This window comes from Ralstonia sp. RL, from assembly GCF_001683835.1.
GTDB lineage: Bacteria > Pseudomonadota > Gammaproteobacteria > Burkholderiales > Burkholderiaceae > Ralstonia > Ralstonia mannitolilytica.
Genome location: NZ_LWRX01000001.1, coordinates 263387 through 277077 on the forward strand (window position 1 = coordinate 263387; position 13691 = coordinate 277077).

Annotated in this window: 11 protein-coding genes; 3 read left to right on the top strand and 8 right to left on the bottom strand. The window is 65.4% G+C overall.

What is annotated here, in order from left to right; all coding sequences use genetic code 11:
* Window positions 1-23: 23 nt before the first annotated feature.
* Entirely contained in the window at window positions 24-767 is a 744-nt protein-coding gene (locus tag A6M56_RS01145) for an acetoacetate decarboxylase (protein ID WP_102079402.1), read from the bottom strand.
* 194 nt (window positions 768-961) lie between these two features.
* Complete coding sequence (locus A6M56_RS01150) at window positions 962-2365, bottom strand: aminotransferase-like domain-containing protein (RefSeq protein ID WP_102079472.1); 1404 nt, start codon at window positions 2363-2365, stop codon at window positions 962-964.
* Between the two features lie 154 nt (window positions 2366-2519).
* Here A6M56_RS01150 and aptA point away from each other — a divergent pair, with 154 nt between their 5' ends.
* Window positions 2520-3857 (top strand): omega-aminotransferase AptA, encoded by a 1338-nt coding sequence (aptA, locus tag A6M56_RS01155; RefSeq protein ID WP_102079401.1) that lies wholly within the window; start codon window positions 2520-2522, stop codon window positions 3855-3857.
* A gap of 1 nt (window position 3858) precedes the next feature.
* Entirely contained in the window at window positions 3859-5382 is a 1524-nt protein-coding gene (locus A6M56_RS01160; RefSeq protein ID WP_286757633.1) for a CoA-acylating methylmalonate-semialdehyde dehydrogenase, read from the top strand.
* 75 nt (window positions 5383-5457) lie between these two features.
* Here A6M56_RS01160 and A6M56_RS01165 read toward each other — a convergent pair whose 3' ends face one another.
* On the bottom strand, window positions 5458-5664 hold the full coding sequence (locus tag A6M56_RS01165) for a cold-shock protein (RefSeq protein ID WP_045220075.1): 207 nt from the start codon (window positions 5662-5664) through the stop codon (window positions 5458-5460).
* A gap of 209 nt (window positions 5665-5873) precedes the next feature.
* Entirely contained in the window at window positions 5874-6077 is a 204-nt protein-coding gene (locus A6M56_RS01170; protein ID WP_045220077.1) for a cold-shock protein, read from the bottom strand.
* 331 nt (window positions 6078-6408) lie between these two features.
* Here A6M56_RS01170 and A6M56_RS01175 point away from each other — a divergent pair, with 331 nt between their 5' ends.
* The gene (locus tag A6M56_RS01175) at window positions 6409-8304 is read left to right on the top strand and encodes a potassium transporter Kup (RefSeq protein ID WP_062739562.1); all 1896 of its coding nucleotides are present in this window, start codon (window positions 6409-6411) and stop codon (window positions 8302-8304) included.
* A gap of 8 nt (window positions 8305-8312) precedes the next feature.
* Here the strand turns inward: A6M56_RS01175 and fdhD are convergent, their stop codons facing one another.
* The 4 genes from fdhD to A6M56_RS01195 are packed head-to-tail and all read right to left on the bottom strand — an operon-like array spanning window position 8313 to window position 13396.
* Window positions 8313-9128, bottom strand: a complete 816-nt coding sequence (fdhD, locus tag A6M56_RS01180; RefSeq protein ID WP_045220080.1) for a formate dehydrogenase accessory sulfurtransferase FdhD — start codon at window positions 9126-9128, stop codon at window positions 8313-8315.
* Window positions 9125-9370, bottom strand: coding sequence for a hypothetical protein (locus tag A6M56_RS01185; RefSeq protein ID WP_045220082.1), 246 nt, complete (start codon window positions 9368-9370; stop codon window positions 9125-9127). The genes fdhD and A6M56_RS01185 overlap by 4 nt, the downstream gene beginning before the upstream one ends.
* Window positions 9370-11709, bottom strand: a complete 2340-nt coding sequence (locus A6M56_RS01190) for an FdhF/YdeP family oxidoreductase (RefSeq protein WP_102079399.1) — start codon at window positions 11707-11709, stop codon at window positions 9370-9372. The genes A6M56_RS01185 and A6M56_RS01190 overlap by 1 nt, the downstream gene beginning before the upstream one ends.
* A 31-nt stretch (window positions 11710-11740) precedes the next feature.
* Window positions 11741-13396 carry an OFA family MFS transporter gene (locus tag A6M56_RS01195; protein ID WP_045220085.1) on the bottom strand — a complete coding sequence of 552 codons (1656 nt, stop codon included), beginning with the start codon at window positions 13394-13396 and terminating at the stop codon, window positions 11741-11743.
* Window positions 13397-13691 lie beyond the last annotated feature (295 nt).

The window sequence follows — 13691 nt, forward strand, 5'->3', positions numbered from 1 at the left end:
AAAGGAATGGCGTTGGGCAGGCGTTACTTCGCGAGGTAATCGAACACGACTTCGCCCATGCCGAGGGTCAGGTCCGCAATGATGTGCCGCGCTTCGACAATCTCCAGCACGGGCAGTTCGGCCACCGGCGCCAGCGCATGGTGCGCCAGTTCGAGCGATGCGGGGCCGGTCCACGCACCTTTCATGTCGATGTCGATCATGTAGTTGCGCGACAGCTCGCAGATGCGCGCGGTTTTGCCGTCCACGTGCGGAATGATCTTGAGCAGGAAGTTCGGGCGCTCCAGGCGGCGTTTCTGTTCGGCCAGATCGAGCTCGCGGTGCTTGTAGCCCATGGTGCCGGTCGCCACGCGCACGGGGCCGTAGTCGAGCGTGCCGATCAGCGTGTCCTTCTCGGTCACCAATCTGGGCGAGGCGAGCTTCTTCGGGAAGCCCCACATTTCGCGGCCGCCGGCCAGGGGCGGATGGTCGTCCAGGTACATCGCCAGCGTATACGTGCCAGGAGTGCCTTCGTAGGTGACGGGGATAACCTGGCCGCTTTCGGTGTAATCGCCAAAGCCGGTGGAATCGGCCATGCGGATGAACTCGTAGGCGACGAGCGGTTCGGGCACCTCCAGGGGCTCGGGCACCATGGCGCGCAGCTTGGCGGGGTCGGTGCGGTACGTGATGATGAAGAATTCGCGGTGGATGAAGCGGTACGGGCCGGGCGGGTAGGCGGGGCTCGTCAGCGGCATCGCAAAGGCGGTTTCGCGGATGGTCTTGATGTCCATGGCACTCCTTGTGCAGGTTGGGCTGCAGGTCGCGTTGGGAATCGATACGGCGCAAGAGAACGGTAGGCGACAGCGCATCGTGTCGCGCCTTTGTGACGCTGCAACCTTCCGTTCACGCGAATTTCACGTTTGAGTGCCCGTAACGTGATTGATTGCATGCAATACGTCATTGCGCCGCATGCAGCATGCGCTTGTCAGGCGTGCGAGAGGAATTCCCAGAGCGCCGGTTCGGCGGAATACGCCACGTTGAAGCGCAGCCACGGGCTCGGCTCGTCATGCGGCCGGAAGTACTGGCCGGGCGCGAGCCAGATGTTGTGGTCGATGGCCTGGTTGGCTAGCGCGGCGGCATCTGCATGGCCGGGCAAACGCGCCCACAGGAAGAGGCCGCGCCCCGGCGTATCGAACGGCTCGGCACCATGTTGGCGCATGAGGGTTTCGACACGTGTGTGGGCCTCGCCCAGTCGCGCAACCAGTCGCGCCACGTGCTCAGCATAGACGGGCCGGGTGACGAACGCATGCACGATGCGCTCGGTAATTTCGGACGAGGTCAGCGCCACCGCCATCTTCGTGCGCGCCAGCTCGCGCGTGATGGCGGCATCCGCCACGACGTAGCCGGCGCGCAGCGAGGGCGAGATCGTCTTGGAGAAGCCGCTCACGTACAACGTGCGGCGCAACCCGTCGAGCGCGGCGAGCATGGGCGCGGCGGGATCGGCGAGCTCGCGGTGCAGGTCGTCCTCGACGATCCACAGGCCGTGCTGCTCTGCCAGTTGCAGCACACGGTACGCGTTCTGCGCCGTCATGGAAGAACCGGTGGGATTCTGCAGGACGGAGCTGGTGAAGAGCGCGCGCGGGCGCTCGGCCTCGTCGGCGCGCAGGATGGCTTCCAGTGCCGCCGTGTCGAGCCCGTCCGGCGTGCGCGGCACACCGACCACGCGCAGGCCGGCGAGCTTCAGTACCTGCAGGACGTTGCAGTAGCCCGGGTCGTCCACGGCCACCACATCGCCGGCCTTGAACAGCGTGCGCACGATCAGGTCCAGGCCCTGTGTGGCACCGCTGGTCAGCAGCACCTGTGAGCGCTCCACCGGCAGCCCGCGCAGCGTGAGCGATTGCGCAACGTGCTCGCCAAGCGGCGCGTATCCCAACGGATGCCCATAGCCGGCCACGCGAAGCGCCGAGACGCGGCTCACCGCGCGCATCGCTTCCTGCACGCCGCGCTCGTCCAGCCAGTCGTTCGGCAGCCAGCCGCAGCCCGGCTTGACGGCGATCGAGCGATCGGCAAACACATCCGACAGCAGCCACGCAGCGTTGAGCTTGGGCGGCTCCCAGCGCGGCGCAACCGGCGCGGGCTGGGCCGGCGTGCGGGCGGCCACCAGGTAGCCGGAGCGCGGGCGCGCCACGATGGCGCCCAGGGCGGCCAGCCTGGTATATGCCTCCGCGACGGTGAAGGTGCTGACCTCGTGCGCCTGGGCGAGCTTGCGCACCGAGGGCAGCCGGGTGCCCGGCAGCAGGCTGCGGTTGTCCACGGCCGCGCGAATGCCTTGGACGATCTGGTCGACCAACGTACGCTGGGGATGATGAGGATCGAGTTCGAGCTGCATGCTGCGATGCGACATGAGAAGGAGGGCGGACCTATACAGTTTCTTATAGATCCGTCATCTGTGCATGTCGGCGTGGCGCCCGACTCTGTACAGTTTGCGTCAACCGCTGGTTCGCCAGCTTGCGCCTTGTCGCTTCATTTTTCCGGAGACGCCGATGAAACCCGCACCGCACCCGCTGGAAACCGCCGACCTGTCCTACTTCTGGATGCCGTTTACGGCCAACCGCCAGTACAAGGCCGCACCGCGCCTGCTGACTTCTGCCCAGGGCATGTACTACCGCGACGCCGACGGCCGCGAGGTGCTCGATGGCACGGCGGGTCTGTGGTGCGTCAACGCTGGCCATGCGCGCAAGGAAATCGTCGACGCCATCGCCGCGCAGGCCAGCACGCTCGACTACGCGCCGACCTTCCAGATGGGCCACCCCCTGGCCTTCCGCGCGGCCGAGAAAGTGGCCGAGATCATGCCCGAGGGGCTCAACCGCATCTTCTTCGTCAACTCCGGTTCGGAAGCGGTGGATACGGCGCTCAAGATTGCGCTGGCCTACCACCGCGCGCGCGGTGAAGGCCAGCGCACGCGCCTGATCGGCCGTGAGCGCGGTTACCACGGCGTGGGCTTCGGCGGCATTTCGGTCGGCGGGATCTCGCCGAACCGCAAGGCGTTCTCGGCCAACCTGATCCCGGGCGTGGACCATCTGCCGCACACGCACGCGCCTGAGCACAACGCGTTCTCCAAGGGCCAGCCGGCGTGGGGCGAGCACTTGGCCGACGAGCTGGAGCGCATCGTCGCTCTGCATGATGCGTCGACCATCGCCGCCGTGATCGTCGAGCCGCTGGCGGGGTCCACCGGGGTGCTGGTGCCGCCCAAGGGCTATCTGCAGCGTCTGCGGGCGCTGTGCGACAAGCACGGCATCCTGCTGATCTTCGACGAGGTCATCACCGGCTTCGGGCGCCTGGGTGCGGCCACCGCGGCAGAGTTCTTTGGTGTGACGCCGGACTTGCTGACGATGGCCAAGGGCATCAACAACGCAGCGGTGCCGATGGGCGCCGTGGCCGTGCGCCAGTCGGTACATGACGCCGTGATTGACGCCGGTGCGCCGGGTGCGATCGAGTTGTTCCACGGCTACACGTATTCGGCGCACCCGCTGGCAGCGGCCGCAGCCGTCGCCGCGCTGGATCTGTATCGCAGCGAGGGCCTGTTCGAGCGTGCCCGCGCGTTGTCGCCGGCCTTCGAGGCGGCGGCGCATTCGGTCAAGGGCGCGCCCCATGTGAAAGACATCCGCAACCTGGGGCTGGTGGCCGGCATCGAGCTCGAATCGCGTCCTGGCGCCGTGGGTGCGCGCGCCTACGAAGTCTTCCTGAAATGCCTGGAGCGTGGCGTGCTCGTGCGCTACACCGGCGACATCCTGGCGTTCTCGCCGCCGCTCATCATCGAAGAGGCGCAGATCGCGCGCATCTTCGACACCGTTCGTACCGTTCTGCAAGAGGTAGCCTGAAATGAACCGACCGATTGATCCTGCCGTGACGGAATCCGTCGTCAGCCATTACATCGGCGGACAACGCCATACCGGAAGCGGCAACCGTAGCGCCGATGTGTTCAACCCGGCCACCGGCGCCGTGAGCGCGCAGGTGCTGCTGGGCGGCAAGGCCGAGGTGGATGCCGCCGTGGCCGCCGCGCACGCCGCCGCGGCTGCCTGGGCCGAGACATCGCCGCTCAAGCGCGCACGCATCCTGTTCAAGTTCAAGGAGCTGCTGGATCAGAACCAGGACGCGCTGGCCGCCGCCATCACGCGCGAGCACGGCAAGGTGTTCTCCGACGCCAAGGGCGAAGTCACGCGCGGCATCGAAGTCGTGGAATTCGCCTGCGGCATCCCGAACCTGCTCAAGACGGAGTTCACCGACAACATCGGCGGCGGCATCGACAACTGGAACCTGCGCCAGCCGCTGGGCGTGGTGGCCGGCATCACGCCGTTCAACTTCCCGTTCATGGTGCCGATGTGGATGGCGCCCGTGGCGCTGGCGTGCGGCAACACGTTCATCCTGAAGCCCAGCGAGCGTGACCCCAGCCCGAGCCTGATGATTGCCGACCTGCTCAAGCAGGCTGGGCTGCCCGACGGCGTGTTCAACGTCGTGCAGGGTGGCAAGGACGCCGTCGACGCGCTGCTTGCGCACCCGGATGTGCAGGCACTGTCGTTCGTCGGCAGCACGCCCATCGCTGAGTACATCTATACGGAAGGCACCAGGCACGGCAAGCGCGTGCAGGCGCTGGGCGGCGCGAAGAACCACCTGGTCGTCATGCCGGATGCGGATCTCGACCAGGCCGTCGATGCGCTGATCGGCGCGGGCTATGGCTCTGCCGGCGAGCGCTGCATGGCCATCTCCGTGGCGGTGGCCGTGGGCGACGTGGCCGACAGGCTCGTGCCGCGCCTGGCCGAGCGCGCGAAGGCGCTCAAGATCGGCAACGGCATGGAAGCCGACAGCGAAATGGGGCCGCTCGTCACTGCCGCGCTCAAGGCCAAGGTGGAAGGCTACATCGCCAAGGGCGTGGAAGAGGGCGCGACGCTGGTGGTGGACGGACGCGGCCACACGGTGCCCGGGCATGAACAGGGCTTCTTCACCGGCGGCACGCTGTTCGATCACGTCACGCCGGAGATGACGATCTACAAGGAAGAGATCTTCGGTCCGGTGCTGTCGGTGGTGCGCGTGCGCGATTTTGCCGAGGCCGTCGACCTCATCAACGCGCACGAATACGGCAACGGCGTGTCGTGCTTCACCAGCGACGGCGGCGTGGCGCGCGCGTTTGCACGGCAGATCCAGGTCGGCATGGTCGGCATCAACGTGCCGATTCCGGTGCCGATGGCGTGGCACAGCTTTGGCGGCTGGAAGCGATCCCTGTTTGGCGATCACCACGCCTATGGCGAAGAGGGCGTGCGTTTCTACACGCGCTACAAGAGCGTCATGCAGCGCTGGCCGGACTCGATCGGCAAGGGCGCGGAGTTCGTCATGCCGACGGCAAAGTAACGGAGGCGTCCGTTTTGAAGAAAGGGAGGCACTGCCTCCCTTTTTCTTTGCGCGATGCTGCGTGAAACCGGCACGTCATATCGGCCGGATATTGACCGCGATGGGCTCGCCATCCGGCCCGATCTCGATATCGAAACTCACACGCTGGCCCTCCTGCAATGTTGGCGAGCGTGAGAACCGGATTTCCGAATCCCGAATGAAACTCGGGGCAGCGTGCATTTCTGCAGCTGCCCCGGCGGGCGGATCATATTGAACGGCGTGATCTTCAATTCGGCTGGCCATTGCATTCTCCCGAGAGGGGTTTCGTCAAACCCGGGTGCCGCTGTTTAACGGCGGCAGCCCTTCGACCGCTGGATGGCAAACACGTACTGAACAACCCTTGCAACCTGATTCCTTGGGGCTTTCCGACCGGTACACACTCTGCCCGAAGAGTGCGCCCGTCCTGCAATCGTGATGACGATCTTGGCTCTGCCTGCGCCCCGGCCTTCGGATTAAGCCGCCTGGATATTCGAGGCTTGCTTGCCCTTCGGGCCTTGGGTGACTTCAAACGACACCTTTTGACCTTCCTTCAGGGTTTTGAAACCCTGCATGTTGATCGCGGAGAAATGAGCGAAAAGGTCCTCGCCGCCATCATCCGGGGTAATGAAGCCAAAACCCTTTGCGTCGTTGAACCACTTGACGGTACCAGTAGCCATGATCTTGAGTCGTGAAGTTGAGAAATCGATCGACTGCCGGCCAAAACCACACAGCAGGCAGACCCGGCCAAACCAGCCAAACGATCGTTTGCTGAATATATGCTTGGCGCGTCTCCCCGTCAAAGTGTGTTTTTTTGGAACGTTACGTTTTGCAAGGTAAGCATGGACGGTGCCAGCCTCGCCATCGGTGCAAACACTCGCGCAAAACCGAGCGTTTTCACCTAAGCTTCAGTGGCGTCTGCGGCACTCCACCGAGCCGGCGCGGGTTCAAGTGCCGCAGATGGCGCACGGAAATTGCGTGTGCTTCCGCCGTTCCAGTTGCAAGCCGCCCATGACGACAGCCGCCGCCAGTACAACCACAAAAAAACCCGCGTTGATGGCCACCATGATGGGTGCGATCGGCGTGGTGTTCGGGGACATCGGTACCAGCCCCCTGTATGCACTCAAGGAGTGCTTCAACCCCGAGCACGGGGTTCCGTTTTCTGACCAGACCGTCTACGGCATCCTCTCGATGCTGTTCTGGGCGATGACCCTGGTGGTCTCGATCAAATACGTCCTCTTCGTCATGCGCGCCGACAACAACGGCGAAGGCGGCATCCTCGCGCTGACGGCGCTGGCGATGCGCGCCAGCAGCGGCAGTGCGCGATTCACGCGCACCCTCATGCTGCTCGGCCTGCTGGGGGCCGCCATGTTCTACGGCGACGCCGTCATCACGCCGGCCATTTCGGTGCTCTCGGCCATCGAGGGCATGGAAATCATGGCGCCCGCACTACAGGCGTGGGTGCTGCCGCTGGCGCTCGTCGTGCTGATCGGCCTGTTCCTGCTGCAGAAGCACGGCACGCATGTGGTCGGGCGGCTGTTCGGTCCGATCATGCTGCTGTGGTTCGTGCTGCTCGGGCTGCTCGGGTTGATCTCCGTCGTGCAGTCTCCGCAGATCCTGGTGGCGCTCAATCCGCTCTATGCCATCGAATTCGGATTCCGGCACACCATGCAGGCGTTCGTCGTGTTCGGGTCGGTGTTCCTGGCGCTGACCGGCGCGGAGGCGCTTTATGCCGACATGGGCCACTTCGGCGCGCGCCCCATCCGGTATGCGTGGTTCTACATCGCGATGCCGTGCCTGCTGCTGAATTACTTCGGGCAGGGCGCCATGCTGCTGCGCGAGCCGAGCGCCGTGCAGAACCCGTTCTTCCTGTTGATGCCGGGCTGGGCCGTGGGGCCCATGGTGGTGTTGGCCACGGCGGCCACCGTCATTGCTTCGCAAGCGGTCATTTCCGGGGCATTTTCGATGACGGCGCAGGCCGTGCATCTTGGCTACGCACCGCGCATGAAGATCCTCTACACGTCTGACGTGGAAATCGGCCAGATCTATGTGCCGGTGGTCAATTACGTGGTGCTGGTTCTGGTGGTGGCGGTCGTGCTGGCCTTCGGCAAGTCCGATAACCTGGCCGCCGCATACGGCATTGCCGTCACGACGACCATGGTGCTGACCACGGGCCTGGTGACGGTCGTCATGCGCAATGCCTGGAAGTGGAGCCTTCCGGTGGTGGCCGGCCTCGGCGCGGTGTTCCTCGCGGTGGACCTGTCGTTCTTCAGCGCGAACCTGCTCAAGATTGCAGCCGGCGGGTGGTTCCCGCTGCTGCTGGGCGGCCTGATCTTCTTCCTGATGGTGACGTGGCATACCGGCACGCAGTTGCTGAAGGCACGCAACGTGGAAGGCGGCATTCCGCTCGAGCCGTTCATGGAAGGCCTGCTGCGCCATCCGCCGCACCGGGTGGATGGCACGGCCGTCTATCTGACGCCGAGCATGGACTTCGTGCCGCTGGCGCTGCTGCACAACCTCAAGCACAACCACGTGCTGCACGAGCGCGTGCTGTTCATCCACTTCCGCACGCTCGCCGTGCCCTACGTGCAGCCGGCCAAGCGCCTCTCGATCAAGACGATCGGCGACAACATCTACGCGGCGGTGGCGGACTTCGGCTTCAAGGAAACCCCGGCAGTGGACGAGATCGTCAAGAACGTCGGCGAGCGCCTGGGCGTGGTCTTTGAAGATATGGAGACGTCGTTCTTCATCACGCGCGCCACGGTGGTGCCATCGCCGTTGCCCGGCATGGCGATGTGGCGCGAGGCGCTGTTTGCGTGGATGCAGCACAACAGCGCCAAGCCGTCGGATTTCTTCCGCATTCCTGCCAACCGGCTGGTGGAGCTGGGGAGCAAGGTGGAGATCTAGCGGCGCCTTCAGGCAAACCGCGTCACGCTATCGCCGCGGCAGAACGCCAGCAACGCCAACTGCCCGGCCTGGGCGTGGCGGATCGCCAGCGAAGACGGCGCGGAGATCGTCGCCAGCAGTGGCACCTGCAGCTGCACGCACTTGCGTGCCAGCTCGTAGCTTGCACGACTGGTCATGACGATGAATCCGTCTGCCGGGCGGATGCCGAGTCGCGCCAGCCGGCCGATCAGCTTGTCGAGCGCGTTGTGGCGCCCCACGTCTTCCAGCACATGCAGCGGTGTGTTGCCGTCCGCAGACACCCAGCCGGCGGCATGCAAGCCACCGGTGAGGGCGTTGGCCGGCTGATGTGCCGTCATCGCATGCATGGCGTCCAGCACCTGCGCGTCGGCAAGAGACGCCAGCCATGCGGGTGGCGTCAGCGGCGCCGGTGCGTCTTCAAAGGTTTGCAGGCTTTCAATGCCGCACAGGCCGCAGCCCGTGGGGCCCGCCAGGGCTCGGCGGCGCGCCTTCAGCCGCACGAAGCAGTGCGAGGCGATTTCCGCGTGCACCTCCAGCCCGTGCGGGTGCGTTTCCACATCGGCGCCACGCCAGTCGGCACGGCTGTCGATGATGCCTTCCGAGAGCGCAAAGCCGAGTGCAAAGTCCTCCAGGTCTGTCGGCGACGCCATCATCACGGCGTGCGTGATGCCGTTGAAGACGAGCGCGACCGGGGCTTCATCGGCGACGGGGGTGGTGGCGGCTTCGTGCGTGCCGGCGCGCGTGCGGCGCGTTGCGGTAGTGGAAACGACGGGCAAGCCCGCGGGGTGACGGAGGAGGGCGGTCATTCGGTCAAATCAGGCAGCGCGCGGCCCGCGTCAAGCAACACGATGAGCCAGCGCGTGTCGTCCATGGCGACGCGCAGCAGGCCCGCATCGGCCAGCGGATGCAGCGCGCGCAGCACCGTGCTGGCGCGCTCGCCCACGCGCTTGGTCAACCACGGAAGCGACACCGGCTTGCCGGCATCGGTTTCGCGCAATGCGGCCAACAGTGCCAGCTGCAGCGCAGACCACGCGGCCGTCGTTGGCATCAGGCCTGGGCCGTGAAGGCTGCCTGCGTGCCCGTGCTGCGTTCAGCCTGGCTTGGCACGAGCATCACCGGAATCGATTTCGACGTCGGCGTGCGCGCGTGGTCGGCCACGGACGACAGCGGCACCAGCGGATTGGTCTCCGGATAATACGCCGCCAGGCACCCGCGCGGAATGTCATACGCCACGAGGCGGAAGCCATCGGCGCGGCGCGTGGTGCCGTCTTCGGACAGCGTCACCATGTCGACCCACTCGCCGTCTTTCATGCGGATCGTGCGCAGGTCTTCCTTGTTGATGAAGACGACGCGGCGCTGGCCGAACACGCCGCGGTAGCGGTCGTCCATGCCGTAGATGGTGGTGTTGTACTGATCGTGCGAGCGCACCGTGGCCAGCGTAAAGACGGTCGCATCCGCATGGCGCTCGCGCGCGCGGTGCACCGGCGTATCGGTCGGGATCGCGTGCGCATGGAATTCCGCCTTGCCCGACGGCGTGTTCCAGACACGCTCCGATGCCGTGTTGCGCAGGCGGAAGCCGCCGGGCACGCGAATCTTCTCGTTGAATCCGGCAAAATCGTCGAACACCGCTTCGATGCGGTCGCGAATGCGGTCGTAGTCTTCCACCAGCCAGCGCCATGGGATGGGGCTGTCGGGCAGCGTGGCCTCGGCCAGCCGCGCCACGATGGCCGGTTCCGACAGCAGGTGCGGCGACGCCGGCGGATTGATGCCCGCCGACATGTGCACCATGCTCATCGAATCTTCCACCGTCACGCCTTGCGTGCCGCCGGCCTGTTGGTCGACTTCGGTGCGGCCCAGGCACGGCAGGATCAGTGCGGCCTTGCCGTGCACGATGTGGCTGCGGTTGAGCTTGGTGGTCACGTGCACGGTGAGGTCGCACTGGCGCAGGCCGGCCCACGTGGCAGCGGTGTCCGGCGTGGCCGCCGCGAAGTTGCCGCCCATGGCGAAGAACACGCGCGCCTTTCCACTGCGCATCGCCTCGATCGCGCCGACGGTGTCGTAACCGTGCTCGCGCGGCACCTGAATGCCGAACACTCTCTCGAGCCGATCGAGAAACGCAGGCGCGGGCTTCTCATAAATGCCCATCGTCCGATCGCCCTGCACGTTGCTGTGGCCGCGCACGGGGCACGCGCCGGCGCCTGGGCGGCCAATGTTGCCGCGCAGGAGCAGCAGGTTGACGATCATCTGGATCGTCGCGACCGAATGCTTGTGTTGCGTGATCCCCATGCCCCAGCACGCGATGACGCTGCCGGCCTTGATGTACGTGTCGCCGGCCTGGCGGATTTCGTGTTCTGGCAAGCCCGATTCGGCTTCGATCGTTGCCCACGATTCGGCACGCACGTCAGCGGCAAAGGCGTCATAGCCACCGGTGTGCTGGGCGATGAAGGCGTGGTCGATGATGGCCGGCTCACCGCGGCTGCGGGCCACGTCATCGCGCTCGATCACGTGTTTGATGATGCCCTTGACCGTTGCCAGGTCGCCGCCGATGCGCACCTGGTGGTATTCGGTGCTGATGCGCGTGGAGCCGAGCGTCAGCATCTCGATCTTGCTTTGCGGATCGGCAAAGCGCTCCAGCCCGCGCTCGCGCAGCGGGTTGAACGACACGATCTTCGCGCCGCGCTTCGATGCCTCACGCAATTCGCCCAGCATGCGCGGGTGATTCGTCCCCGGGTTCTGCCCGAAGATGAAGATCGCGTCGGCCTTGGTGAAATCGTCGAGCGTGACGGTGCCCTTGCCGACGCCGATGCTGCTCCGCATGCCCGTGCCGGAGGGCTCGTGGCACATGTTGGAGCAGTCGGGGAAATTGTTCGTGCCATACGCGCGCACGAACAACTGGTAGAGGAAGGCCGCCTCATTGCTGGTGCGGCCGGAGGTGTAGAAGATCGCCTGGTTCGGATCGGGCAGCGCGCGCAGGTGCTGCGCGATGAGCGCGAAGGCGGCGTCCCATTCGATCGGCACGTACTTGTCGCTGGCCGCGTCGTAGACCATCGGGTGCGTGAGGCGCCCTTGATCTTCCAGCGCGTAGTCCGACCACTCGGCGAGTTCGCGCACGGTGTGCTGTGCGAAGAACTCCGGCGTGGTGCGGCGGGACGTCGCTTCTGCAGCCACGGCTTTGACGCCGTTTTCGCAGAACTCGAAGGTGGATGCGTGGTCACGGTCAGGCCATGCACAGCCCGGGCAGTCGAAGCCGTCAGGCTGGTTGGCCGACAGCATCGTCTTGGCGCCCTTGGCCGCGATGCCCTGCGACAGCAATTGATGTGCAACGCTTTTAAGCGCGCCCCAGCCACCGGCCGGGTGACGGTAAAACTCGATCTTCTGGTGCTTCATGGGTGGCGGGGCGGCGACTTTAAATCACGTATTAGGAGAACAGAACGGCAGCTTTTTGGAGTGTAATCCAAACCCCCCAGCCCAACGGCAGCCCCACGGCGGCCCAGGCCAGCACCACGGCCACGGCCGAACCCGGATGCGCCTTCCATTCCAGCGACGTTTCCGGCGCAGCCACCGACGGCGTCGGGCTCTTGCTTGCCGCAGCGTGACGCTGCTCGTCGAGTTGCGCTTCGGTCATGAAGTGCTTCGCGTTGACGGGGCGCACCAGCAGGTTGCAGATGAAGCCGAGGATCAGCAGGCCGGCCAGGATCATCATCGTGATGTCGTACACGGCTGCGCGTTCCACGCCATGGGCGATCTGGTATTCGCGCAGGTAGTTCACCAGCACGGGGCCCAGGATGCCGGCCGTCGACCACGCCGTGAGCAGGCGGCCGTGGATGGCGCCCACCATCTGCGTGCCGAACATGTCGGCCAGATAGGCCGGCACGGTCGCAAAACCGCCGCCGTACATCGACAGGATCACGCAGAAGGCCAGTGCGAACAGCGCGATATTGCCGGTGTGCGAGGTCCACGGAATCGATGCGTACAGCACGAAGCCGAGCACGAAGAAGACCGCGTACGTCATCTTGCGGCCCAGGCGATCCGACAGCGATGCCCAGAAGAAACGGCCGCCAATGTTGAACAGACTCAGCAGACCCGTGAAGCCCGCGGCGATGGCTGCGATCTGGCCTTTTTGCGCGGCCGTCAGGTCCATGAACGACGTCGTCACGCCCAGCAGCTTTCCACCGAAGACTTCCTGCAGCAGCGGCGAGGCCATGCCCAGCACGCCAATACCGGCCGATACGTTCAGGCACAGCACGGCCCAGATCAGCCAGAACTGCGGCGTCTTCAGGGCTTCATTTGCGTGGACGTGGCGTTGCGTGACCATCGTGTCCTTCGCCTTGGCGGGCGAGGGCGTCCAGCCGGCCGGCTTCCAGCCCGTGGGCGGCACCCGGTAACCGAGCGCGCCGGCCATCATGAAGACGAAGTAGATGCCGGCCAGCACGATAAACGTTTGCGACACGCCCACAGATTCGGGCGTCGCAAACAGCTTCATCAGGCGATCAGCCAGGGGGGCGCCAATCATTGCGCCGCCACCGAAGCCCATGATGGCCATGCCGGTCGCCATGCCGCGCTTGTCCGGGAACCACTTGATGAGCGTCGACACGGGCGAGATGTAGCCCAGCCCCAGGCCGATGCCGCCGATCACACCCGAGCCCACCCACAGCAGCCACAGCTGGTGCATCTGGATGCCGAGCGCGGAAATCAACAGCCCGCCGCACCAGCACACGGCCGAGACGACGCCGGCCTTGCGCGGGCCAACGCGCTCGAGCCAGCCGCCCCACATGGCAGCGGATGCGCCCAGGAACACGAAGAACAGCGTAAACATCCAGCCAAGGCTGGAGACGCGCCAGTCGCAGGTGGTGGTGAATAGCTCGGCGATCAGCGAGACGTCGGCGCCACAGGTGAGCGGCTTGGTGATGCCCAGCGCGCGGCCAAGCGGCAGCCAGAAGACGGAGAAACCGTAGGCCATGCCGATGCACAAATGGATGGCCAGCGCGGCAGGCGGAACCAGCCAGCGGTTGAAGCCAACCGCGGCGACGGTGCGCTCACGTGAAAAAAATGGATGCAGGACTGCTTCGGACATCGAATCCCCCCGGATAAGTTGAGTGCCCGTGTTGTGACGTAATGCGGTAGACGGCCGCACAGGTCGTAGCCGGTACGTACCCGCCGGCTGCAGAGGCACTGCGCCGACGTTGCCCGCGACAATAGAGGTGCGGCGTGCTTTACATCAATAGCTGATGTTGCCCGTTGTATTGCGGATCACGCAACGTACAGCCGAATTGTGTCTTTTATGCGGCCGGGAACATAAATGATGCCGCGCGTCGCCGCCGTTGCGGCAGGCCCGCTCCGGAATAACGTTGACGAGGCGGGGAGGCGCA